Here is a 22,533-nt window from a genome sequence, read left to right as displayed (position 1 = left end):
GGCAGGTGCCGCGCAGGCTTGGCGTCCGCCTTGCGCCGGACCGGTGCCGGGGCAGAAACGGAGCAACAACCTGGGGTGAAAAGCCGGGGCGCGCAAGGTTTGCGCCGATTGCGGGTAAACCGCGGAATTATAGCCCGGCGCCAGCCGCGCCGAGAGGCGTCAGGCGCTGCGGCGGGTCGCGCTGGCGTGCAGGCAGATCGCCGCCGCAGCCGCCACGTTGAGCGACTCCTCGCCACCAGGCTGGGCGATGCGCACGTGCCGCTGCGCCATCGCTTCCAGAGGGGCGCTCACGCCCTGCCCTTCGTGCCCCAGCAGCCAGGCGCAGGGCCAGGGCAGTTCACCCTGGTGCAGCCATTCGCCCTGGTGCGAACTGGTTGCCAGCAGCGGTACCGCAAGGCCGTCCAGATCCGCCACGGACAGCCCCTCGACCAGCCGCAGGCCAAAATGCGCCCCCATGCCGGCGCGCACCACTTTGGGCGACCACAGCGCGGCCGTTCCCTTGAGTGCGGCAACCTGGGTGAAACCGAAAGCCGCCGCGCTGCGCAGGATGGAACCCACGTTGCCGGCGTCCTGCAACCGGTCCAGCACCACCGTGGGTGCATCAGACGCGAGGGGCACCGCGGCAGGCAGCGCCCAGACGAAGCCCACACCAGCCGCCGACTCCAGGCCGCTGAGGCCCGCCATGAGCGCCTCGGGCACGGTGACCACCTGGGGCGCCGCTTCGCGCAGCGCCTGAGGCGCTTGTGGCCAGTAGCGGTCGGTGAACACCGCCACGTCAGGGCGATGTCCACGCGCCAGCAGAGCACGGCAGAGATGGTCACCCTCCAACCAGACCTGGCCCTGCTTGCGGTAGGCGGTGCTGTCCTGCGCAAGCAGTCGCAAGCGCTTGAGCAAGGGGTTGTCGCGCGAGGTGATGGCGGTAGGCGGGGTCAATGCGCTCCACCCTCGCCCGCAAGGGCGGTGGATGCCAGCGCCCGCGCCACAGGGGCGAAGGAACGTCTGTGCACCGCCAGCGCGCCATGGGCCTGCAGTGCGCGCAGATGCTGCGCCGTGCCATAGCCTTTGTGGCGGTCAAAACCGTACTCGGGATGTTGCTGGTGCAACTCGCACAACAGGCGGTCGCGCGTGACCTTGGCCAGAATGGAGGCAGCGGAAATCGCGGGCACCAGCGCGTCACCCGACACCACCGCTTCGGCCAGCACATCCAGTGGCGGCAGCCGGTTGCCGTCCACCAGCACCTTGCCCGGCTTCAGGCGCAGCCCCTGTACGGCACGGCGCATGGCCAGCATCGTGGCCTGCAGGATGTTCAACTGGTCAATTTCTTCCACCGAGGCCTGGGCCACGCTGCAGCACAGCGCCTTGGCACGGATTTCGTCAAACAGCCGCTCCCGGCGCAGCGCGGTCAACTGCTTGGAGTCCGCCAGGCCCTTGATGGGATGGCGCTCGTCCAGGATCACCGCCGCCGCCACCACCGGGCCGGCCAGAGGCCCTCGACCGGCCTCGTCCACGCCAGCCAGCAGGCCGGGCGTGTCCCAGGGCAAGGAGGCCTGTTCAGCTTTCAAGAACTTTTTCGATCGCATCGGTGGCGAGTTGGGCGGTGTCGCGTCGCAGAGCATGGTGCAGCACGTCGAAGCGCTGCTGCAAAGCCAGGATTTTCGCAGGCGCATCGAGCCAGTCCAGCACCGCACGCGACAAAGCCTCTGGCGTGGCCGCGTCTTGCAGGAACTCGGGCACCACGAACTCACCGCTGAGGATGTTCGGCAAGCCGACCCAGGGCTGCAGTTGCTTGCGCCGCATGATCTGCCACGACAGCCAGTTCATGTCGTAGGCGATGACCATGGGCCGTTTGAAGAGCGCCGCCTCCAGCGTGGCGGTGCCGCTGGCGATCAGCGTCACGTCGCAGGCGGCCAGCACGGCATGCGACTGGCCGGTCAACACACGCAGACCGTCGCGCAGACCGGCGGCACGCGCGGCGGCGTCGATGCGTTCGCGCAGCGCGGGTACCGCAGGCACCACGAAATGCAGACCCGGCCGCTCGCGCTGCATGCGCACGGCGGCGTCGAAGAAAGTGCGCGCCAGGTACTGCACCTCGGACGCGCGGCTGCCTGGCAGCACCGCCACCACCTGGGCATCCGCGGGCAGGCCCAGGTGGGCACGCGCCGCGGTGCGGTCTGGCTGCAGCGGAATCACGTTGGCCAGCGGGTGCCCGACGTAGGTTGCGGCAATCCCGTGCCGGGCCAGCAGGTCGGGTTCGAAGGGAAAGATGCACAGCACATGGTCCGCGCTGCGGCGGATCTTCTCCACCCGTTCGGCACGCCAGGCCCAGATCGAGGGGCAGACGAAGTGCACGGTGCGCACGCCACGCTCCCGCAACGCCGCCTCCAGATCGAGATTGAAGTCTGGCGCGTCCACCCCGATGAACACATCCGGTCGGTCCGGGCCGAGAAGGCGCTCGCGCAGGCGGTCACGGATGCCGACGATCTCGCGGTAGTGGCGCAGCACCTCCACGTAGCCACGCACGGCAAGCTTGTCGCTCGGCCACCAGGCCTCGAAGCCCTGGGCCGCCATCTGTGGCCCGCCGATGCCACAGGCATGCAGCGCCGGCCAACGCTGGCGTACACCGCCCAGAAGCAGGCCCGCCAGCAAGTCACCCGACGCTTCGCCCGCCACGAGCGCGAAGCGCTTGGGAACCTGCGCCATTCAGCGAACGATGCCGCGCTGGGGCGACACCCGGGCGAGAAAATCCAGCATCAAGGCCACGTCGGGCGCAGCCTCGGGCGTGCCCTCGGCCAGTGCCTGGATGCGCGCGGTGGCCTGGTCGAGCTTGAGGTCATCCCGGTAGAGCGCCTTGTGCATGGCCTTGACCGCCGAGACGCGCGCGGCGGAGAACCCCCTGCGGCGCAGACCTTCGAAGTTCATCGAGCGGGCCTGGGCCGGCTGGCCCTGGCACATCACGAAGGGAGGGAGATCAGCGAACAGCAGCGAGCACATGGCCGTCATCGCGTGCGCCCCGATGCGCACGAACTGGTGCGCCACGGTAAAGCCGCCCAGGATCACCCAATCGTCCACGGTGACGTGACCGGCCAGCTGCGAGTTGTTGGCGAAGATTGTGTGATGGCCCACCTGGCAGTCGTGCGCCAGATGGACGTAGGCCATGATCCAGTTGTCATCGCCTACGCGCGTGACGCCCTTGTCACCGGGCGAACCGATGTTGAAGGTGCAGAACTCGCGGATGGTGTTGCGATGGCCTATGACCAGTTCGCACGGCTCACCTGCGTACTTCTTGTCCTGCGGGATCGCACCCAGCGAGTTGAACTGGAAGATGCGGTTGTCCCGGCCGATGGTGGTGTGGCCCTCGATCACGCAATGCGCACCGATGGTGGTCCCTGCATCGACCTTCACATGCGGGCCGATCACGGTATAGGGCCCCACCTGGACCGAACTGTCCAGTTGCGCCTGCGGGTCGACCAGGGCGGTGGGATGGATCAGAGACGACACGGCGCGGCCCTCCCGCGCTCAGGCGATGGTGCGCATGGTGCACATCAGTTCCGCCTCGCAGGCCACCTCGGCGCCCACGCGGGTAACACCCTTGAACTTGAAAATGCCGGCCTTCATGCGCTCCAGCGTCACGTCCATCACCAGTTGATCACCCGGCTCGACCGGGCGCTTGAAGCGTGCGCCATCGATGCCTGCAAAGTAGTAGACCGTCTTGTCGTCGGGCGTCACACCCACGGTGTCAAAGGCCAGCAAGGCTGCCGCCTGCGCCATGGCCTCCAGCATGAGCACACCCGGCATCACCGGGCGGTGCGGAAAATGCCCGGTGAAAAAGGGTTCGTTGATGGTGACGTTCTTGAGGGCCTGGATGCGCTTGCCCTTGTCCAGCTCCAGCACCCTGTCCACCAGCAGGATCGGATAGCGGTGGGGAAGCTGCTTGAGAATCTGGTGAATGTCCATCATGGGTCGGAAGAGGTGTTTGGTCGGGCGCTTGCGATGGCCTGCTCGACAGCCTTGAGGCGTTCGCGCAGGCGGTTGAGCTGTTTGAGGGATGCGGCGTTCTTTTCCCAGGCCCCATTGTCGTCTATGGGGAACATGCCGGTGTAATGCCCTGGCTTGAGCAACGAGCGCGTCACCACCGAGGCGGCCGATACGTGCACGCCGTCGGCCAGCGTCAGATGCCCCAGGACCACCGCACCGCCTCCAATAGTGCAGTGCGCGCCGATGTGCGCGCTGCCCGCCACCCCCACGCAACCGGCCATGGCGGTATGGGCACCGACGCGCACGTTGTGTCCAATCTGGACCAGGTTGTCCAGCTTCACGCCGTCCTCGATCACGGTGTCGTCCAACGCCCCTCTGTCGATACAGGTATTGGCGCCGATTTCGACATCGTTGCCGATGCGCACCGCACCCAATTGCTCGATCTTGACCCATTGCCCCTGGTGTGGTGCAAAGCCGAATCCATCGGCCCCGATGACCACGCCACTGTGCAGCACGCAGCGCGCGCCCACCACGCAACGCTCGCCCACGCTCACCCGGGCATGCAGCAAGGTGCCTTCGCCTATATGGGCATCCGGCCCCACCACGGCATGGGCGCCGATGCGTGCTCCGTGCGCCACCTGCGCGCCGGCCGAAACGACGGCGAAGGGACCTATGTCCACGCCCTCTTCCACTCGCGCCTGCGGATGGACGCTGGCCAGCGGGTCGATAGCAGGCGGGCGCGCAGGTTCGTGCGCACGGCGCCACCACTGGGTGAGCCGTGCGAAATACAGGTAGGGATCGTCGGTGACGATGCACGCGCCGCGCCGCGCCGCTGGCTCGGCAAGTCCGGGAGGCACGATCAGCGCACCGGCCGCTGTGCTCCCGATCTGGTTGGCGTACCGCACATGGGCCACGAAGGCCAGTGCATCAGCCTCAGCGGAGGCCAGCGGCGCCAGCCGCTCGATACGGAGTGCGGGATCGCCCTGAAGTGAGCCGCCAAGGGCCTCGACGATGGAGCCCAGCGACTTGGACACCGCCCGCTCCGTGCGCTTACTTGCCGCCGCCGTTCAAGCCAGCCAGCACCTTGTCGGTGATGTCGTGCTTGGGGTTGATGTAGACGGCCTCCTGGATCACCAGGTCGTACTTCTCGGCCTCCGCCACCTGCTTGATGATGCGGTTGGCGCGCTCCAGCACACCCTGGAGCTCTTCGTTCTTGCGCATGTTCAGGTCTTCCTGAAACTCACGCTGCTTGCGCTGGAAGTCCCTGTCCTGCTCGACCAGTTGGCGCTGACGTGTGACGCGCTGAGCGTCGGGCAGTGTCGGCGACTCGCGTTCGAACTTTTCCGAAGCGCTCTTGAGCTGGCTGGCCAGGGACTGGATTTCCTTCTCGCGCCGCGAGAACTCCTGCTCCAGCTTGGTTTGCGCGGCCTTGGCCATGTTGGCTTCGCGGAAGATGCGATCGGTGTTCACGAAACCGATGCGGAAGTCCTGGGCGACTGCGGCGAGAGCCGACAGTCCCAGCACCACCACCGCCAGATGGCGGGGGTTGAAAAGGCGGAAAAGAGTCTTCATCAAAAGGAGGTTCCGATCTGAAACTGGAATTTCTGGATTCTATCCCCGGGGAATTTGCGGATGGGGTTAGCAAATGCAAAGCGCAGGGGGCCGATGGGCGAGATCCAGCTCACCCCGACACCGACCGAGGCGCGCATGTCGGAGAAACTGAGCTTCTCCCCTTCGCCATAGATGTTGCCCACATCGATGAAGCCGAACATGCGCAAGGTCCGGTCGTTGCCGGCTCCCGGGAAGGGGGTGATGAACTCGGCGTTGAGCGCCACGCTGCGGTTGCCGCCGATGTTGACCCGCTCACCCGCCAGCAGCCCGGAAAGAATCGGCGACGTGGGGCCCAGGGTACCCTGGTCAAAACCACGCACCGAGCCCAGGCCCCCGCCGAAGAAGTTCTTGAACAGCGGGAATGGACGCCCCCCCAGACCCTTGCCGTAGCCCAGTTCGCCGTTGAGCGCCAGCGTGTACTGTTTGTTCAACGGGAAATACTGCTGGACTTGGTAGTTGGCCTTGAAATAGCGGGTGTCTCCCGCCACGCCCAACTCCGTGTTGAAGCGTTGCAGGCGGCCCTGCGTGGGCACCAGGGCGCTGTCCCGGCCGTCTCGCGTCCAACCTATGGTCAGAGGCACCGACACGCTGGCGTCACCAAACGTGGTGGAGTAGTTCTGATAGGCCTCGGGCAGCCCATTGCCGGCCTCAATGCGGGTCTGCTCCACGCCGACCCCGAAAAACACCGTGTCTTGTTCGGTAAAAGGCACGCCGAACTTGACCGCGACGCCCGGGGTGACCAGGCGGTAGTCCCCACCCTGATTGGTGTAGGGCGTGGTGGTCTTGTAGTAGGCGTCGAAGGTCCGCGAAACACCGTCTGGCGTGAAGTAGGGATCCACCGTGCTCAGCACCAGTTGGCGGTTGAACCGGCTGGTGTTGACGTTGATGCCCAGGTAGTTGCCGGAGCCGAACACGTTTTCCTGCTGGATGCCGGCAATCAGCGAAAGCTGCTCGGCCTGGGAATAGCCGGCGCCAAGCGAGATATTGCCGGTGGGCTTCTCGGCCACGGTCACCGTCAGGTCCACCTGGTCTGGCGTGCCGGGCACTGCCTGGGTATCGACATTGACCTCGGTGAAGAAGCCCAGGCGGTCGACGCGGTCGCGCGAGAGGCGGATGCGATCGCCGTCGTACCAGGCCGACTCGAACTGACGGAACTCGCGTCGAACGACCTCGTCACGCGTGCGGCTGTTGCCTTCAACGTGGATACGGCGCACATACACCCGCCGCGCAGGCTGCGACCGCAGCACGAAAGACACCTGCTTGTTCACGCGGTCGATTTCGGGCGTGGCATCAACCTGCGCGAACGCGTAGCCGAAGGTACCGAAATAGTCGGTGAACGCCTTCACGGTGGCGGAAACGTCCTCGGCGTTGTAGGCCTCGCCAGCGCGCAAGGTCACCAGCGACTTGAACTGCTCCTCCTTGCCCAGGTACTCGCCCTCCAGCGCCACCGACTTGACCACGTAGCGATCGCCTTCGGAGATATTCAGGGTGATCGACATGTCCTGCTTGTCGGGCGAGATCGCTACCTGGGTCGACTCGATGCGGAACTCCAGGTAGCCGCGCGTGAGGTAGTAGGAGCGCAGGGTTTCGATGTCGGCGTTGAGTTTGGCGCGAGAGTAGCGGTCCGATTTGGTGTACCAGCTCAGCCAACTGCCCGTGTCGAGATCGAACAGATTGCGCAACGTGGATTCGGAGAAAGCCTTGTTGCCGACGATGCGGATTTCGCGGATCTTGGCCACATCGCCTTCGACCACGGTGAAGTTCAAGTTGACCCGGTTGCGCTCGGTTGGCGTCACGGTGGTCACCACGGTGGCCGCGTACATGCTGCGGTTGATGTACTGGCGCTTGAGCTCCTGCTCGGCGCGATCGGCCAGCGCCTTGTCAAACGGACGGCCTTCGGCCAGGCCGATGTCGCGCAGCGCCTTCTTGAGCACGTCCGCGTCGAACTCCTTGATGCCGGAGAAGCCCACATCGGCCACGGTGGGACGCTCTTCCACGATCACCACGAGCACGTCGCCGTTGATCTGCAGGCGCACGTCGCTGAACAGGCCCAGGCCGAACAGCGCGCGGATGGCCGTCGTGCCCTTGTCGTCGTTGTAGAGCTCGCCAATACGGAATGGCAGCGAGGCGAACACGGTACCCGGCTCCACGCGCTGCAGGCCTTCCACGCGAATGTCCCGCAGGGTGAAAGGGTCCACGGCCCAGGCGGGCAGTGCAGCCATGAGGGACGCCGCGAGCGCTGAAAGAGTCAGGCCGCGAAGACCGGTTTGTTTTGTTTTCATGGAAAGGAAGCGTTCAGCCCGCAAGACGGACCACATCATTGAACAAGGCGACGGACATGAGCGCCATGAGAACCACGACACCCCCTCGCTGCAGGCGCTCCATCCAGACATCGGAAACGCTGCGACCGGTCACACCCTCCCAAAGATAATACATCAGGTGCCCCCCATCCAGGACCGGCAGCGGCAGCAGGTTCAGCACCCCCAGACTGACGCTGATGAGCGCCAGAAACAGGAGGTAGGAGGTAACGCCGAGACTGGCCGACTTGCCCGCGTAATCAGCAATCGTGATAGGGCCGCTGAGGTTCTTTACCGAGGCTTCCCCCACCAGCATGCGCCCCATCATCCGCAGCGTGAGCCACGAGACTTCCCAGGTGCGAACCACGCCATTGATCACGCTGTCCACCAAGCCATGGCTGACGGTGGTCATCTGGGGCGCAGCGCCGATGTAGGCGCCCACGCGACCGATCCAGGCACCGTCCTGCTGTTCCGGCGCCGGCGTCACGGCCAGGCTCAAGGCCTGCTGGCCACGCCGGATGTCCCAGTGCTGGGTGACAGCCTTGCCCTCGGCACCGACCGACGCGCGGATCAGCGCCCGAAGGCTCTGGCCGTCGGCCACCGGATGGCCGTCGACACGCTGCACCAGATCACCGGGATGCAATCCGGCCGCCGCCGCCGCGCCGCCCTCCACCACTTCGCCCACCACCGGTGCGCTCCAGGGCGTCGTGATGCCGATGCGCTGGAACAGGGTGGCGTCCGCGTCGCGCACCTGGAGTTCACTCAGGGGCAGGACCAGCGAACGCACGCCGGCCTGGTCGCGCGGGCTGAACCAGACCGTCAGATCGTCGCCAGAGAGGGCCGCTTGCGTGAGGCGCCAGCGGAGGTCCTCGAACGACAGCACATCGACAGGCTCATCGTCTGCGGCGGCCACCTGCGTCACACGCTCACCGCCCTTGAAGCCAGCCTGTGCGGCAAGAGACCCCGCCACAGGCGATGCCAACACGGGCACCGGCTCCTCGATGCCCGTCCAGTTCACCAGCGCATAGATAAGCACGGCCAGCAGCAGATTCGCCGCAGGGCCCGCAGCAACAATGGCCGCGCGGGAACGCAAGGGCTGGGTATTGAAAGCCAGATGCCGCTCCGCCGGGTCCACGGGCGCTTCCCTCTCGTCCAGCATGCGGACATAGCCTCCCAGAGGCAGGGCGCACACGACAAACTCCGTGGAGCTGCCCGGCTTGCGCCAGCTCAGCAATGGTTTGCCAAAGCCGATGGAGAAGCGAAGCACTTTCACGCCGCACGCTACCGCCACACGGTAGTGGCCGTATTCATGCACCGCGATCAGCAGTCCCAGGGCCACGACAAAGGCAACGAGAGTGAGCATGGTCAGAGGCCGGTAGATTGGTGAGACGCAGGAAACCGCAGCCGCGCCCTGAATGCCTTCAGGCCCTCAGCCGCTCGACCTGAGCACGGGCCAGCGCCCGCGCCTCGGCGTCGATGGCCAGCAGGTCCGCCAGTTGCTGCGGCTTGGAGGGTTGCAGCGCCTGCAAAGTTGCATCGTTGATCCGGTGAATCTGGTCGAAACGCAGGTGTCCAGCAAGAAAGGCGTCCACCGCCACCTCGTTGGCCGCGTTGAGCACGGCGGTCGTGCCTGCCGGACCCTCGAGCGCCTCCCAGGCCAGGCGCAAGCCAGGGAAACGCCGATCGTCCGGTTTTTCGAAGCTGAGTGCGCCCAGGGCGGTGAAATCGAGCGCAGCCGCACCGGACTCGATACGCTCGGGCCAGGACAAACCGTAGGCGATGGGGCCGCGCATATCGGGCGTGCCAAGTTGCGCCACCACCGAACGGTCCCGGTACTGCACCATCGAATGGATCACGCTCTGCGGATGGATCACGACCTCGATGCGCGAACCCGGCAAACCAAACAGGTAGCTGGCCTCGATCACCTCCAGCGCCTTGTTCATCATGGTGGCGGAGTCGACGGATATCTTGCGGCCCATCACCCAGTTGGGATGCGCACAGGCTTCCTGAGGCGTCACCTTCTCCAGCGTGCCGAGATCGCGGGTCCGAAAGGGCCCCCCCGAGGCGGTCAGCACGATCTTGTCGACACGGCGCTCCCAGGTGTCCGGATCTTCTGGCAGAGACTGGAACACTGCGGAGTGTTCACTGTCGATCGGCAGCAGTGTGGCGCCGCCCTCTCGCACCGCCTGCATGAACAGTTCGCCCCCCACCACCAGCGCTTCCTTGTTGGCCAGCAGCACCTTCTTGCCCGCACGCGCGGCAGCCAGGCTGGGCGCGAGTCCCGCAGCCCCCACGATGGCGGCCATCACGGCGTCCACTTCGGCGGCGCTCGCCACATCGCACAGCGCCTGCGCGCCGGAAAGCACCTGCACAAGCAGACCTTCTTCGCGCACACGCTGCGCCAGTTCGTGCGCATGGGCAGGGCTGGCCATCACGGCATAGCGGGGTGCGAAGCGGCGGCACTGCGCCAGCAGCGCGTCGACCTGCGTGGCTGCGGTCAGTGCATGGACCACATAACGATCGGGGTGGCGTGCCAGCACATCCAGCGTGCTGGTGCCGATGGAACCGGTTGAACCCAGTATGGTGACGGCCTGCGGACGGGTCATGGCGTTCAAAGGGTCGTGAGCATCATGGCCAGGGGAAGCACGGGCAGCAGCGCGTCGACCCGGTCAAGCACACCACCATGGCCGGGCAGCAAGGCACTGGAGTCCTTGACCCCCGCGCTTCGCTTGACGAGCGACTCGACCAGATCGCCCACCACGCTCATCGCCACCAGGAACACCAGGGCCAGCACTGCGGGCAGTGGCCCGAGCTGCCAGAGGCGCGCATACAGGCTGTCGCCCTCGCCGCCCTGGACCACCAGCCAGCCTGCGGCCAGAAGCGCCACCCCCACCAGGCCGCTGATCGCGCCTTCCCAGCTCTTGCCCGGGCTGATGGTGGGAGCCAGCTTGCGGCGGCCCAGAGCCCGACCGCCGAAATAGGCGGCGATGTCGGCCATCCAGACCAGCGTGAGCACCGACAGAAGGAACGTGAGTCCGGCCTGCCTGGCCTGCACCAGGGCCAGCCAGGCACAGGCGATCAGAAACAGCCCGCCCCAGAGGCGTAGACCGGCAGGCCAGAGACTCCAGCCGCCGACGCCACGCCCCAGCATGGCCACGGACAGCAGCACCCAGGCCGCACCGACCACCAGCCACAGCGGACGCAACGCCAGCGAAAGCCCGCCCAGCAGCCAGAAAAGCGCCATGGCCAACGCCATGCCGGCGCCGAACGAGAGCGACAACCGAGGACCGCAGCCGTTGAGCCGGGCCCATTCCCAACTGGCGGCGGCAATGAGAAGCAGCGTCAACGCCGCAAAAGGTTCGATGGATGGGTAGAACAGGGCCGGCAGCAGGACCGCCAGCAGCAGGACCGCGGTGATGACACGCTGCTTAAGCATGCCGTTGGCCCGCATGGGCCGCCAAAGATTCGGCCTGGGCGCGCTGCTCCGCAGTCTGGCCAAAGCGGCGCTGGCGACCGGCGAACTCGGCCAGAGCCCGGTCGAGTGCGGCCCCATCGAAGTCCGGCCAGAGACAGTCGGTGAAGACGAGCTCTGCATACGCGGACTGCCAGAGCAGGAAATTGCTGATGCGCAGTTCGCCACCGGTGCGGATCAGCAGGTCGGGATCCGGCACATGCGACAACGCCATGGCATTCGACAGGCTCTCTTCCGTGATCGCCTCACCTCGCGCCGCCAGGCTGTGGGCAGCCTGTGCGATGTCCCAGCGTCCGCCATAGTTGAAACAGACGTTGAGAACCAGGCGGGTGTTGTGCGCGGTGTCTCGCTCTGCCGCCTCCAGACCCTGGGCCACGCGCGCAGACAGGCCACTGCGATTGCCCGGGAAATGCAGGCGCACGCCGTTGTCCTTGAGGCTGGGCACTTCGCGTCCGAGCGCCATGGCCAACAGGTCCATGAGACCCGACACCTCGTCGGCGGGACGGTTCCAGTTCTCCGAGGAAAAGGCGAACACCGAAAGCGCAGGGATGCCGCGCTCGATGCAGGCCTCAACAATGCGCCGCAAAGCGTCCACCCCTTGTTTGTGGCCTGCCACACGCGGCAACCAGCGCTTCTGTGCCCATCGGCCATTGCCATCCATCACGATGGCAATGTGGCCGGGCTTCACTGCGCCAACGAGCGGGGCGGGAGAAGGGTTCGACATCGACGCGATGGATGGGAAAACGGACACTGGGCTTCAGACCGCCAGGATGTCCTGCTCCTTCGCGGCGACCAGACGGTCCACCTCCGCGATCATGCGATCGGTGAGCTTCTGGATATCCTCCTGCGCACGGCGGTCATCATCCTCGGAAGCCAGCTTGTCCTTCACCAGGCGCTTGACCGATTCGTTGGCATCACGGCGCAGGTTGCGGATGGCGATCTTGGCCGCCTCGCCATCGCCTCGCACGACCTTGGTCAACTCCTTGCGGCGCTCTTCCGTCATCGGCGGCATAGGCACGCGGATCAGGTCTCCCTGGCTCGAGGGATTGAGGCCGAGATCGGACTCCCGGATCGCCTTTTCGATCTTGGCGCCCATGCCCTTTTCCCACGGTGCCACGCCAATGGTGCGCGCGTCCAGAAGCGACAGGTTGGCCACCTGGGACAGGGGCAGCATGGAGCCGTAGTACTCCACATGCACCGCGTCCAGCAGCGCCGGATTGGGCCGGCCGGTGCGCACCTTCGTCAAACCGGTCTTGAGCGCCTCCACCGATTGGAGCATCTTGTGCTCGGCGGTCTTGCGGATGTCCTCAATGCTCATGAATCATGCTCCTCGATGCGTCAGGAAGGAAAGAATGCTCGACGCCATCAGACGTGAACCAGCGTGCCCTCATCGCCTCCGAGCACCACCTTGCGCAGCGCGCCGGGCTTGAAGATCGAGAACACCTTGACAGGCAGGTTCTGGTCGCGGCACAGCGCAAACGCGGTCGCATCCATCACCTGAAGGTTCTTGCTCATGGCCTCGTCGAACGAGATCGTGGTGTAGCGCGTGGCGCTCGCGTCCTTGTTGGGGTCTGCGGTGTAGACGCCATCGACCTTGGTGGCCTTGAGCACCACCTCCGCGCCAATCTCCGCGCCCCGCAGGGCGGCGGCGGTGTCGGTGGTGAAGAAAGGGTTGCCGGTACCAGCGGCGAAGACCACCACCTTGCCCTCTTCCAGATACTGCAGCGCCTTGGGGCGGACATAGGGCTCGACCACCTGCTCGATGGCAATGGCCGACATGACGCGGGCGACCAGTCCGGCCTTTTCCATGGTGTCGGCCAGGGCCAGCGAGTTCATCACCGTGGCCAGCATGCCCATGTAGTCCGCCGTGGCACGGTCCATGCCCACCGAACCGCCCGCCACGCCGCGGAAGATGTTGCCGCCGCCAATCACGATGGCCACCTGCACCCCCAGCCGCGTCACCTCGGCGATTTCCTCCACCATACGCACGATGGTGGCCCGGTTGATGCCGAAAGCGTCATCCCCCATGAGGGCCTCGCCCGACAGTTTCAGCAGGATCCTCTTGTAGGCTGGCATGTGGCTACTTTCTGGAATTCGATGAAAAAACGCTCAACCGGCAAGTGTAGCGAGGAGCATGCGCCCTCCTGCCAGACAAGAACAAAAATGAAGTAACAGGCTCCACACGGCACAACGGGCCTTGCGGCCCGTTGCTGGAAGAGGCGGAAGCGACTCAGGCGCCCTTGGCGGCAGCGACCTGTGCGGCCACCTCCGCGGCAAAGTCATCGACCTTCTTCTCGATGCCCTCGCCCACCACGTAAAGAGTGAAGCCCTTGACCGTCGTTCCGGCGGCCTTGAGCATCTGCTCCACGGTCTGCTTGTCGTTCTTGACGAACGGCTGGTTGAACAGCGAGACCTCCTTGAGGTACTTCTGTACCGAACCCTCGATCATCTTGGCGGCGATGTCGGCCGGCTTGCCGGACTCGGCCGCCTTGGCGGTTGCCACCGAACGCTCCTTCTCGATCAGGTCGGCGGGCACATCGGCGCTGGTGAGCGCCACAGGCTTCATGGCCGCGATGTGCATCGCGGTGTCCTTGGCCGGGACCTCCTCGCCGTCAAACTCCACCAGCACGCCGATGCGGGTGCCGTGCAGGTAGCCGGTCACCTGACCACCGTCGCTGTAGCGCTTGAAGCGGCGAAAGCTCATGTTCTCGCCGATCTTGCCAATCAGCCCCTTGCGCACGTCTTCCAGCGTGGGGCCGAAGCCATCCTGGCTGTAGGCCAGCGCGCCCAGTGCTTCGAGGCTGGCCGGATTGCCCTGGGCCACGAGTTTGGCTGCGGCGTTGGCCAGCGCGAGGAAGCTGTCGTTCTTGGTCACGAAGTCGGTTTCGCAGTTGACTTCGATCAGCGCGCCGGTCTTGCCTTCGATGAAGCTGGCCACCACGCCTTCGGCGGTGACGCGGCTGGCAGCCTTGCCGGCCTTGGTGCCGAGCTTGACACGCAGCAGTTCCTCGGCCTTGGCCATGTCGCCATCGGCCTCGGTCAGGGCCTTCTTGCACTCCATCATGGGGGCGTCGGTCTTGGCGCGCAGTTCGGCGACCATGCTTGCGGTAATTGCCATTGTGGTTTCTCCGTTGACCACGCCGCGGCAGACGGCGGCGCGGGTTGAAATGATGCTGCAGACTTGTGAAAAAGGGGCTACATGAGCCCCTCTTTCATGGGCGCGCCACGCTCAGGCGGACGCGTCTTCCTTGACTTCCACGAACTCGTCGGAACCCTCGGCAGTGGCCTTGACCACGTCGTTCACGGCGTTGCTGCGGCCTTCGAGGATCGCGTCGGCGATGCCACGGGCGTACAGCGCCACGGCGCGGGCCGAGTCATCGTTGCCGGGGATCACGTAGTCGATGCCCACGGGCGAATGGTTGGTATCCACCACGCCGACCAGCGGAATACCCAGCTTCTGGGCTTCGAGCACCGCGATCTTGTGGAAGCCCACGTCGACCACGAAGATCGCGTCGGGCAGCGCGCTCATTTCCTGGATGCCGCCGATGTCCTTCTCGAGCTTTTCCATCTCGCGGGCGAACATCAGTTGCTCCTTCTTGGTCATGCTGTCCAGGCCGGCTTCCTTCTGGGCCTGCATGTCCTTGAGACGCTTGATGGAGGTCTTGACGGTCTTGAAGTTGGTCAGCATGCCGCCCAGCCAGCGCTGGTCGACAAAGGGAACGCCGGCACGGCGGGCTTCCTGGGCCACGATGTCACGCGACTGGCGCTTGGTGCCCACCATCAGGATGGTGCCGCGGTTGGCGGAGAGCTGGCGCACGAACTTCTGCGCCTCTTCGAACAGGGGCAGCGTCTTTTCGAGGTTGACGATGTGGATCTTGTTGCGATGACCGAAGATGTACGGAGCCATCTTGGGGTTCCAGAAGCGGGTTTGGTGACCGAAATGGACACCGGCTTCCAGCATTTCGCGCATGGAGACAGACATGTGAGAACTTTCCAGAGGTTGAGTCTAAAATCCAGCCCCGATAGCCTGGGTCGATGCGTGCCGCTGACGGCTCGCTCAATTCCGGCAACACCCGGTTGGGCTGGTTTGCGATTTCGCTTGTGTCAATGTGTGACGGACTTAGTCCGAAACCGCCATTGGCAAAGCCTGTCGATTATAGCAGTCTGACCACAGCCTCTTCCCCGCCTCCCGTCCGGCGCGCACGGTCTGCTTCATACAGGCGTGCGGCCTGTCCTTATCGTGCCCTGCACCATGCCCCACGCCCCGTCCTGCCCCGACGCCGACACCCCCGCGGAGCCCTCTCCCGACCCTCTGCCCGCTCCCATCGCCCGTACAAACATCGCGCAGCGAGGCCAGCCTTGAGGATCGCCGTGGTGGGTGCGGGCATCGCGGGGACCACCACCGCCCACGAGCTGGCCCTCGACGGCCACGAAGTCGTCGTGTTCGAACGACGCAGCACGGTGGCCGAGGTCGCCAGCTTCGCCACAGGCCCTCTGGTCGCGCCCGGCTGGACCGCTGATTGGCTCGGTGATCAGCGCCGCCTGCGCCTGCCCTGGGCGACTCAGGGAGCCGGCATGCGGCTGCCGCGGCTGCCGCCAGCCAGCGAATGGCCCTGGCTGTGGCAGTGGTCGCAGGCCGGCCGAACCGAACGACAGACGCCCGCACAGCAACTGGTGCACCGGGCTGTGCGGTACAGCCAGCAGCGCCGACAGGACATCGGCGCGGAATACGAACTGGACCACGACCGCAGCGAAGGCATGCTTGTCCTCTGGCGCGATGACCGTGAGGCCGACCTTGCCCAGGCCGCGTTGAACTCCCTGCGCGAAGCGGACGTCGCGTTCAAGGTGCTGAGCGCCGAACAGGCCCGCGCCCTGGAGCCCGCTCTGCACCCTGAGACGACGCTGCACGGCGCAGTCGAACTGCAGGGCGAGGCCGTGGCCAACTGCCGGGAATTCGCCCTGCTGATCCGCAGCGAATCGCAGCGCCTGGGCGCCCGATTCGAGTTCGACACCCTGGTTCGCTCGATCGCGCCGCAAGTCGATGGCCGGGTCGAGCTCACGCTCACCCCTGCGGGACCGGAAGCAGAGAGTCGCAACGAGCGGTTTGACGCCGTGGTTCTGTGCGCAGGCGCCCTCTGCCCCCCTCTGCTGCGACCGCTGGGCCTGCGCCTACCCCTGCGAACCGTTCACGGTCATACGCTGAGCGCTGCGGTGCGCGAACCCCTGGATGCGCCCTTGTCGGCGGTGCTGGATGCGCGCAGCGGCGTGTCCATCTCCCGTCTCGGGCAGCGCGTGCGCGTGGCCGGCGGCCACTACTTTGGCGAGCCGCCCGCAGTGCCCTCCAAGCAGGCCCTGACCCTGCTCTACAAGGTGCTGGCCGACTGGTTTCCCGGGGCCATGCGCCTGGGCGGTCCCAAGGGCAGCATCCAGGAATGGCAAGCCGTGCGAGCCGCCATGCCCGATGGCCTGCCGTTGCTGGGCGCCACGCGGCAGGCCGGGGTGTGGCTCAACCTGGGCCACGAGACCGCAGGCTGGGCCATGGCCTGCGGCAATGCGCGGGTACTGGCCGACCGATTGCGCGGGCGCGAGCCCGACATCGACCTCGGCGGCTTTGCCCCGCAGCGCCTCGGCCTCTGACGCGAGGCCACGGCGCGCGGCAAACGTGATGAAATCGCGGCGTGACCCAAGCTGCCCCTCCTCCCCTCACACCGCCTGACACGCTCTTCCCAAGGCGAGTGGCCCTTGACCGGCGGGAGGCCTTGTTCGACACCGAGGCCACGCGCCGCCTCGAACGCGTTGCCCTTTCACGCGCGCCCGCCCATGCGCTGATGGCGCGTGCGGGCCAGTCCACCGCAAGGCTGGCGCTCGCCCTCTATCCCCACGCCCGCATCATCTGGGTCGCCTGCGGTCCAGGCAACAACGGCGGCGACGGGCTGGTGGCGGCCAGGCATCTGCACCTGGCCGCACTGGCGCATGGCGGGCGTCCCCGTGTCGTGGTGACCCACTGGCTGGGCGACTCGGGCGACGAAAGCCGCCTCCCCGACGATGCGCGCCATGCCCTCGCGCAAGCCCGCGACGCAGGCGTGGTGTTCGTGGAGCAGCCACCGGCGAGCCACGATCTCGCCATCGACGCCGTGCTCGGCCTTGGTGCCACGCGACCTGCACAAGGCCGGCTGGGGGAATGGCTGACCCAGCTCAGAAGAAGCCCATCCCCCGTGCTGTGCGTGGATCTGCCCAGTGGTCTGGACGCCGACACCGGCCTGCTCAGCCCCGTACCTGGCGCAGAGCAGGCCGGCGCGCACTCTGCGCCTGGGCCACGCCACACCCTGACCCTGCTCACCCTCAAGCCTGGCCTGTTCACGGCCAACGGACGCGATGCGGCCGGTGATGTCTGGTTCGACGATCTCGGGGCGCAGAGACAACCATCAGAAGACGCCACGGCATGGCTGAGTGGCCAGCCGGGCCCGACACCAGGTGCGCGAGGACGGCCTCACGCCAGCCACAAAGGCAGTTTTGGCGATGTGGTCGTGCTCGGCGGCCAGTCGATCGGCGTCGATGGCGCCGGCATGACTGGCGCCGCCGTGCTCGCCGCGCGTGCGGCCCTGCACGCGGGTGCGGGCCGGGTCTTCGTTGGCCTGCTGCAGGCCAACGAGGCCGCTGCGGACGTCGCCTGGGACCCGGTGAATCCCGAGTTGATGTTCCGGCGACCGGAACGCCTGCTGGATGCGTTGGCGAAAACGGTGGGAAGCGTCGTCTGCGGCTGCGGTGGTGGCAGCAGCGTGGCGGCCATCCTGCCCCGAGTGCTGTCCACCGCCCACTCACTGGTCCTGGACGCGGACGCGCTCAATGCCATTGCCCAGGACACGGTGCTGCAAACCTTGCTGCGTCACCGGGCAGGACGAGGCGCTATCACTGTGATCACACCGCATCCACTGGAGGCTGCGCGGCTGTTGGGACAAGACACGAACGCCGTGATGGCCGACCGCATCTCGGCAGCGCAAGCGCTGGCCGACAGGCATGGCGTGGTCTGCGTGCTCAAGGGCTCAGGCACCGTGATGGCCGCACCGGCGCGGACACCCCTCATCAACCCGAGCGGCAATGCCGCCTTGGCCACCGCAGGCACCGGCGACGTGCTGGCGGGCATGATCGGCAGCGCCCTGGCCCGGCCCAGGTCACCACAGACACCAGCCCTGGATGTGGTGGCCAGCGCTGTCTTCCAGCACGGCTGGCTGGCCGACCATTGGCCTGCCGATGGCCCGGACCTGTGCGCCAGCGCGCTGGCCGCCAGCGTCCGGTACCTCTAGCACCCTAAGCCAGCAGCATCAGCCCGACCTGCAACAGGACGATCAGGATCAGCACCGAGAGATCCACCCCACCCACCAGCGGCACCACCCTCCGCAAAGGGCGCAAGAAAGGATCGCAAAGGCGGCCCAGCGTGCCCATGACCGGTGATTGCGGTTGCACCCAGGACAGGATGGCGTAGGCCAGCAACAGAACCATCAGGCCCTGCAACAGCGAACGCAGCAACATGCGCACCGACATGCCCAGCACCATCGTGAGCACATGTTCAGACGGCATGGGCCCGGAGACGCTGGTGGCCAGCAAGGCCCAGACCACGCCAAACGCAAGAGACAGCAGCACCGCCGCCAGCAGACTCCCCCAATCCACGCGGCTCCTTGACAGCGCCTGGGGCAGCACGCGCCGCAATGGCGCGACCAGCCAGTTGGTCAGCGCGATCACGAAGCGGCCTGGCTGCGCAGACATGTGCACGCGCAACTGGTTCATCCAGGCCCGCAGCAGGGCTGCGGCCACCAGAAAGAAGAACACGGTTTCCAGCAGGAACAGAACAATGCGCATGCGTTGGTGGCGTGGTCGAAAAGAAGTCAGCAGGGTTGCGTCAGGCAGTGTAGGCGCTCAGGCACCGAAGCGCAGCGGCGCAAGCGGCACTCGCGGGTCGAGGGCCAGGCCATCTTCGAGCCGCTTGAGCGCAGCCGCGCGCGAAGCTTCCAGGAAGTCCAGCATGATGGGTGAGCTGTCGGCCAGGGCATCGCGTCCATGGTGGAACTCTGGATGCCACTGCACGCCCCGCGCATAGGAATCCCCTGTCCAGCGAATGGCCTCCACCATGCCGTCGATGGTAGACACCGCCTCCACCACCACCCCTTTGCCCAGATCGGCCACGGCCTGGTGGTGAATGCTCGTGACACGAAGCTGCGATGCATTGGGGTACAGCGCCGTCAGGGCCGAACCCTGCAAGAAAGTCACGTCGTGTTCGAGTTGATCGTACAGATCGGTGTCCACATGGGCGTGCGCTGCCGGGCACTGGGTTGCAATGTCCTGGTACAGCGTGCCCCCAAAAGCCACATTGAGCAACTGCGCGCCACGACAGACCCCCAGCACCGGCTTGCGCTGGGACAGGAAGGCGCGCAGCAGCGAAAGCTCGTAGCGGTCGCGCACCACATCGCCCTCCCAGCGCGGATCCAGCGGTGTCTGGCCATAGGTCTGAGGAGCCACATCAGCACCGCCCTGGAGCACCAGGGCGTCGAGCTCCTGCACCACGTGCTCCACTTGGAGATGGCGCGCCGCGTGCTTGCTGTCGTGCGCCACCGCAGGCACCATGAAGGCCACCGCGCCGTGCTCCATGATCCAGTGGGCCAGCGACTGCTCGATGTACTGGAGTATCTTGCTGCGAAAGCCCAACTCCTGAGGAACGCGGTGCAGCAGACGCGCCGACACGCCAATCCGCAAGGGACGTTCGGTTGGCCTCGCCGGCGACTTGCGCGCTGCGGACCGCCCGACAGGCGACTTTGCACCTGCATGCCGGGAGCGTACCGATGCTCTGGGTGGGGTGCTGGTCATGCGAGGCCCTGCCTTAGTGCTCAACGTCGCCCTTTTCGCGCCTTGCCCGGCGCGCTGCGCGCGGCCTTCTTGCCTGCTGACGCCTTGCGCACGGCCGCCTTCACTTCCAACACGGGCGCCTGCGGTGCGGCGCTGCCCGGTCTTGCGCGGCGCGACTTGCCCGCACGGCCACCTGGCCCGCCTCCATCGGCAGCTCCGCCCTGCCCCGCCTTGTCCCGCATGGCGCGCAACAGCAGGTCATCGTCACCGCTGACCAGCCGGAAGTCGATGCGCCGCCCGTCCAGGTCCACTCGGCTGACCTGCACCTGCACCCGGCTTCCCAACGCATAGCGTATCCCCGTGCGCTCACCACGCAGCTCCTGGCGCGCCTCATCGAAGCGGAAGTACTCGCCACCCAACTCGGTAATGTGCACCAGCCCTTCGACATACATGGCATCGAGCGTGACGAACAGGCCAAAGCTGGTGACCGCAGTCACCACGCCACTGAACTCTTCGCCCAGGTGCTCACGCATGTACTTGCACTTCAGCCAGGCCTCCACGTCGCGGCTGGCTTCATCTGCTCGGCGCTCATTGGCACTGCAGTGCAGCCCAGCTGCCTGCCAGGCCAGCGTGTCGGCGGACGGCTTGCGCGTGGACTCACCCGGCACGGGCGGCTTCACTCGGCTGGCCAGCCGTTTGCTCAACTTGGCATGCGCTTCGCCAGGCGTGGGCAGCGCCGGCAACTCGTAGCGCCTGCGTGCCAGGATCGCTTTGATCACGCGGTGCACCAGCAAATCCGGGTAGCGCCGGATCGGGCTTGTGAAATGCGTATAAGCCTCGAAGGCCAAGCCGAAATGGCCGCTGTTGATGGGCGTGTAGATCGCCTGTTGCATGGAACGCAGCAACATGGTGTGGATCTGCTGGGCCTCCGGCCTGTCCTTGGTCGCGTTGGCGATCTGCTGGAATTCCGAGGGCTTGGGGTTGTCGCCAATGGTCTGGGAAACGCCCATGGCCTTGAGGTAGTTGCGAAGAATCTCCTGCTTTTCGGGCGTGGGGCCTTCATGCACGCGAAACAGGCCGGGGTGTTTGCCTGCCCCGATGAAGTCGGCCGCGCAGACATTGGCCGCCAGCATGGCCTCTTCGATCAACTTGTGCGCATCGTTGCGGGTGCGCGGAACGATCTTCTCGATGCGCCCGGACTCATCGCACACGATCTGGGTCTCGGTGGTCTCGAAATCCACCGCACCACGCTCATTGCGCGCGGCCAGCAGCGCACGGTAGACATCGTGCAGGTTGAGCAGGTAGGGCACCAGCGACTTGCGCTGGGCGGCCTCGGGGCCCCGCGTGTTCTGCAGAATCGCCGCCACCTCGGTGTACGTCAGACGCGCATGGCTGAACATCACCGCCGGATAGAACTGGTAGGCGTGCACCTCGCCGCGCGCGCTCACCAGCATGTCGCACACCATGCACAAGCGCTCCACGCCAGGGTTGAGCGAGCACAAGCCGTTGGACAACTTCTCCGGCAACATGGGGATCACGCGCCGCGGAAAGTACACCGAGGTCGCGCGGTCGTAGGCATCCACGTCGATCGGCGAGCCGGTCTCCACGTAGTGGCTGACGTCGGCGATGGCCACCAGCAGACGCCAGCCCTTGCCCTTGCCGACCTTGGCCGGCTCACAGTACACGGCGTCATCGAAATCGCGCGCATCCTCGCCATCGATGGTCACCAGCGGCACATCTCGCAGGTCCACGCGGTGCCTGTGATCGCTGGCACGCACATGGTCCGGGAGCGCCCTGGCCTGCGCCATTGCGGCCTCGGAAAACATGTGCGGCACACCATACTTGCGCACCGCGATTTCGATTTCCATGCCAGGGTCGTCAATTTCGCCCAGCACCTCCTTCACACGGCCCACAGGCTGGCCATACAGCGCCGGAGGTTCGGTGAGTTCGACCACCACCACCTGCCCCGGCTTGGCCGAGCCCGTGGCACTTTTGGGAATCAGCACATCCTGACCGTAGCGTTTGTCTTCGGGCGCCACGAGCCACACGCCACTCTCCTGAAGGAGGCGCCCAATGATGGGCGCATCGGAGCGTTCGACGATCTCGGTCACGCGACCCTCGGGACGGCCCTTGCGGTCCAGACGCACGATGCGGGCCTTCACGCGGTCCTTGTGCAGGACGGCGCGCATTTCATTGGAAGGAAGGTAGATGTCGGCCTGGCCATCGTCGCGGATCACGAACCCGTGTCCATCACGGTGTCCGGAAACCACGCCTTCGTATTCGGCCAACAGGCTGTTTTTTTCGTTCACTTTTTCTCTGCTATACTTCTGGTTTTCCTGA

At 66.0% G+C, this 22,533-nt stretch carries 20 protein-coding genes and 1 pseudogene; 2 read left to right on the top strand and 19 right to left on the bottom strand.

Annotated features, from left to right (window positions below; translation table 11 throughout):
• Positions 1 to 159: 159 nt before the first annotated feature.
• From KIT53_RS03595 to rpsB, 16 genes are all read right to left on the bottom strand, one after another.
• Entirely contained in the window at positions 160 to 933 is a 774-nt protein-coding gene (locus KIT53_RS03595; RefSeq protein WP_297747750.1) for an RNA methyltransferase, read from the bottom strand.
• Positions 930 to 1,580: a ribonuclease HII gene (rnhB, locus tag KIT53_RS03590; RefSeq protein ID WP_297747747.1), complete on the bottom strand. Its 651-nt coding sequence runs from the start codon at positions 1,578 to 1,580 to the stop codon at positions 930 to 932. The genes KIT53_RS03595 and rnhB overlap by 4 nt, the downstream gene beginning before the upstream one ends.
• Positions 1,552 to 2,700: a lipid-A-disaccharide synthase gene (lpxB, locus tag KIT53_RS03585; RefSeq protein WP_297747744.1), complete on the bottom strand. Its 1,149-nt coding sequence runs from the start codon at positions 2,698 to 2,700 to the stop codon at positions 1,552 to 1,554. Before lpxB ends, rnhB begins: the two co-directional genes overlap by 29 nt.
• The gene (gene lpxA, locus KIT53_RS03580) at positions 2,701 to 3,498 is read right to left on the bottom strand and encodes an acyl-ACP--UDP-N-acetylglucosamine O-acyltransferase (RefSeq protein WP_297747741.1); all 798 of its coding nucleotides are present in this window, start codon (positions 3,496 to 3,498) and stop codon (positions 2,701 to 2,703) included.
• 18 nt (positions 3,499 to 3,516) lie between these two features.
• A complete protein-coding gene (fabZ, locus tag KIT53_RS03575) occupies positions 3,517 to 3,957 on the bottom strand; it encodes a 3-hydroxyacyl-ACP dehydratase FabZ (protein WP_297747738.1) in 441 nt (146 codons plus the stop codon).
• Positions 3,954 to 5,009 (bottom strand): UDP-3-O-(3-hydroxymyristoyl)glucosamine N-acyltransferase, encoded by a 1,056-nt coding sequence (lpxD, locus tag KIT53_RS03570; protein ID WP_297747735.1) that lies wholly within the window; start codon positions 5,007 to 5,009, stop codon positions 3,954 to 3,956. The genes fabZ and lpxD overlap by 4 nt, the downstream gene beginning before the upstream one ends.
• 16 nt (positions 5,010 to 5,025) lie before the next feature.
• Positions 5,026 to 5,547 carry an OmpH family outer membrane protein gene (locus KIT53_RS03565; protein ID WP_297747731.1) on the bottom strand — a complete coding sequence of 174 codons (522 nt, stop codon included), beginning with the start codon at positions 5,545 to 5,547 and terminating at the stop codon, positions 5,026 to 5,028.
• Complete coding sequence (bamA, locus tag KIT53_RS03560) at positions 5,547 to 7,868, bottom strand: outer membrane protein assembly factor BamA (RefSeq protein WP_297747727.1); 2,322 nt, start codon at positions 7,866 to 7,868, stop codon at positions 5,547 to 5,549. Before bamA ends, KIT53_RS03565 begins: the two co-directional genes overlap by 1 nt.
• Positions 7,869 to 7,881: 13 nt before the next feature.
• Positions 7,882 to 9,246, bottom strand: coding sequence for an RIP metalloprotease RseP (rseP, locus tag KIT53_RS03555; protein ID WP_297747724.1), 1,365 nt, complete (start codon positions 9,244 to 9,246; stop codon positions 7,882 to 7,884).
• A 58-nt stretch (positions 9,247 to 9,304) separates the two neighbouring features.
• The gene (ispC, locus tag KIT53_RS03550) at positions 9,305 to 10,489 is read right to left on the bottom strand and encodes a 1-deoxy-D-xylulose-5-phosphate reductoisomerase (protein ID WP_297747721.1); all 1,185 of its coding nucleotides are present in this window, start codon (positions 10,487 to 10,489) and stop codon (positions 9,305 to 9,307) included.
• Between the two features lie 5 nt (positions 10,490 to 10,494).
• Positions 10,495 to 11,319 (bottom strand): phosphatidate cytidylyltransferase, encoded by an 825-nt coding sequence (locus KIT53_RS03545; protein ID WP_297747718.1) that lies wholly within the window; start codon positions 11,317 to 11,319, stop codon positions 10,495 to 10,497.
• Positions 11,312 to 12,079, bottom strand: a complete 768-nt coding sequence (gene uppS / locus KIT53_RS03540; RefSeq protein WP_297747715.1) for a polyprenyl diphosphate synthase — start codon at positions 12,077 to 12,079, stop codon at positions 11,312 to 11,314. The genes KIT53_RS03545 and uppS overlap by 8 nt, the downstream gene beginning before the upstream one ends.
• A gap of 33 nt (positions 12,080 to 12,112) precedes the next feature.
• A complete protein-coding gene (gene frr / locus KIT53_RS03535) occupies positions 12,113 to 12,673 on the bottom strand; it encodes a ribosome recycling factor (protein ID WP_297747712.1) in 561 nt (186 codons plus the stop codon).
• A gap of 47 nt (positions 12,674 to 12,720) precedes the next feature.
• Positions 12,721 to 13,431, bottom strand: coding sequence for a UMP kinase (gene pyrH, locus KIT53_RS03530; RefSeq protein ID WP_297747709.1), 711 nt, complete (start codon positions 13,429 to 13,431; stop codon positions 12,721 to 12,723).
• Between the two features lie 154 nt (positions 13,432 to 13,585).
• Positions 13,586 to 14,473 (bottom strand): translation elongation factor Ts, encoded by an 888-nt coding sequence (tsf, locus tag KIT53_RS03525; RefSeq protein ID WP_297747706.1) that lies wholly within the window; start codon positions 14,471 to 14,473, stop codon positions 13,586 to 13,588.
• A gap of 111 nt (positions 14,474 to 14,584) precedes the next feature.
• Positions 14,585 to 15,337, bottom strand: a complete 753-nt coding sequence (gene rpsB / locus KIT53_RS03520; protein WP_297747703.1) for a 30S ribosomal protein S2 — start codon at positions 15,335 to 15,337, stop codon at positions 14,585 to 14,587.
• Between the two features lie 377 nt (positions 15,338 to 15,714).
• Between rpsB and KIT53_RS03515 the strand changes: the two genes are divergently transcribed.
• The gene (locus KIT53_RS03515; RefSeq protein WP_297747700.1) at positions 15,715 to 16,992 is read left to right on the top strand and encodes an FAD-dependent oxidoreductase; all 1,278 of its coding nucleotides are present in this window, start codon (positions 15,715 to 15,717) and stop codon (positions 16,990 to 16,992) included.
• A gap of 122 nt (positions 16,993 to 17,114) precedes the next feature.
• Positions 17,115 to 18,659: an NAD(P)H-hydrate dehydratase gene (locus tag KIT53_RS03510; protein ID WP_297747698.1), complete on the top strand. Its 1,545-nt coding sequence runs from the start codon at positions 17,115 to 17,117 to the stop codon at positions 18,657 to 18,659.
• A 4-nt stretch (positions 18,660 to 18,663) separates the two neighbouring features.
• On the opposite strand, the gene KIT53_RS03505 is transcribed toward KIT53_RS03510, so the two are convergent.
• The 3 genes and pseudogenes from KIT53_RS03505 to rnr form a co-directional block, all read right to left on the bottom strand.
• Positions 18,664 to 19,212, bottom strand: a complete 549-nt coding sequence (locus tag KIT53_RS03505; protein ID WP_297747695.1) for a YggT family protein — start codon at positions 19,210 to 19,212, stop codon at positions 18,664 to 18,666.
• Positions 19,213 to 19,269: 57 nt separating this feature from the next.
• Complete coding sequence (locus KIT53_RS03500) at positions 19,270 to 20,091, bottom strand: type 1 glutamine amidotransferase (protein ID WP_297747692.1); 822 nt, start codon at positions 20,089 to 20,091, stop codon at positions 19,270 to 19,272.
• Positions 20,092 to 20,234: 143 nt separating this feature from the next.
• Positions 20,235 to 22,511 (bottom strand): annotated as a pseudogene (gene rnr, locus KIT53_RS03495) (ribonuclease R); the annotation flags it as partial.
• Positions 22,512 to 22,533 lie beyond the last annotated feature (22 nt).

It is taken from the genome of Hydrogenophaga sp., from assembly GCF_026125785.1.
Classification (GTDB): Bacteria; Pseudomonadota; Gammaproteobacteria; order Burkholderiales; family Burkholderiaceae_C; genus Hydrogenophaga.
This window is presented reverse-complemented; position numbering and strand designations above follow the sequence as displayed.

Excerpts from the sequence above, each read along its gene's own strand:
- rnhB (WP_297747747.1), bottom strand. The coding sequence starts at position 1,580 with ATGCGATCGAAAAAGTTCTTGAAAGCTGAACAGGCCTCCTTGCCCTGG.
- lpxB (WP_297747744.1), bottom strand. The coding sequence starts at position 2,700 with ATGGCGCAGGTTCCCAAGCGCTTCGCGCTCGTGGCGGGCGAAGCGTCG.
- fabZ (WP_297747738.1), bottom strand. The coding sequence starts at position 3,957 with ATGATGGACATTCACCAGATTCTCAAGCAGCTTCCCCACCGCTATCCG.
- KIT53_RS03565 (WP_297747731.1), bottom strand. The coding sequence starts at position 5,547 with ATGAAGACTCTTTTCCGCCTTTTCAACCCCCGCCATCTGGCGGTGGTG.
- bamA (WP_297747727.1), bottom strand. The coding sequence starts at position 7,868 with ATGAAAACAAAACAAACCGGTCTTCGCGGCCTGACTCTTTCAGCGCTC.
- rseP (WP_297747724.1), bottom strand. The coding sequence starts at position 9,246 with ATGCTCACTCTCGTTGCCTTTGTCGTGGCCCTGGGACTGCTGATCGCG.
- ispC (WP_297747721.1), bottom strand. The coding sequence starts at position 10,489 with ATGACCCGTCCGCAGGCCGTCACCATACTGGGTTCAACCGGTTCCATC.
- KIT53_RS03545 (WP_297747718.1), bottom strand. The coding sequence starts at position 11,319 with ATGCTTAAGCAGCGTGTCATCACCGCGGTCCTGCTGCTGGCGGTCCTG.
- uppS (WP_297747715.1), bottom strand. The coding sequence starts at position 12,079 with ATGTCGAACCCTTCTCCCGCCCCGCTCGTTGGCGCAGTGAAGCCCGGC.
- frr (WP_297747712.1), bottom strand. The coding sequence starts at position 12,673 with ATGAGCATTGAGGACATCCGCAAGACCGCCGAGCACAAGATGCTCCAA.
- pyrH (WP_297747709.1), bottom strand. The coding sequence starts at position 13,431 with ATGCCAGCCTACAAGAGGATCCTGCTGAAACTGTCGGGCGAGGCCCTC.
- tsf (WP_297747706.1), bottom strand. The coding sequence starts at position 14,473 with ATGGCAATTACCGCAAGCATGGTCGCCGAACTGCGCGCCAAGACCGAC.
- rpsB (WP_297747703.1), bottom strand. The coding sequence starts at position 15,337 with ATGTCTGTCTCCATGCGCGAAATGCTGGAAGCCGGTGTCCATTTCGGT.
- KIT53_RS03505 (WP_297747695.1), bottom strand. The coding sequence starts at position 19,212 with ATGCGCATTGTTCTGTTCCTGCTGGAAACCGTGTTCTTCTTTCTGGTG.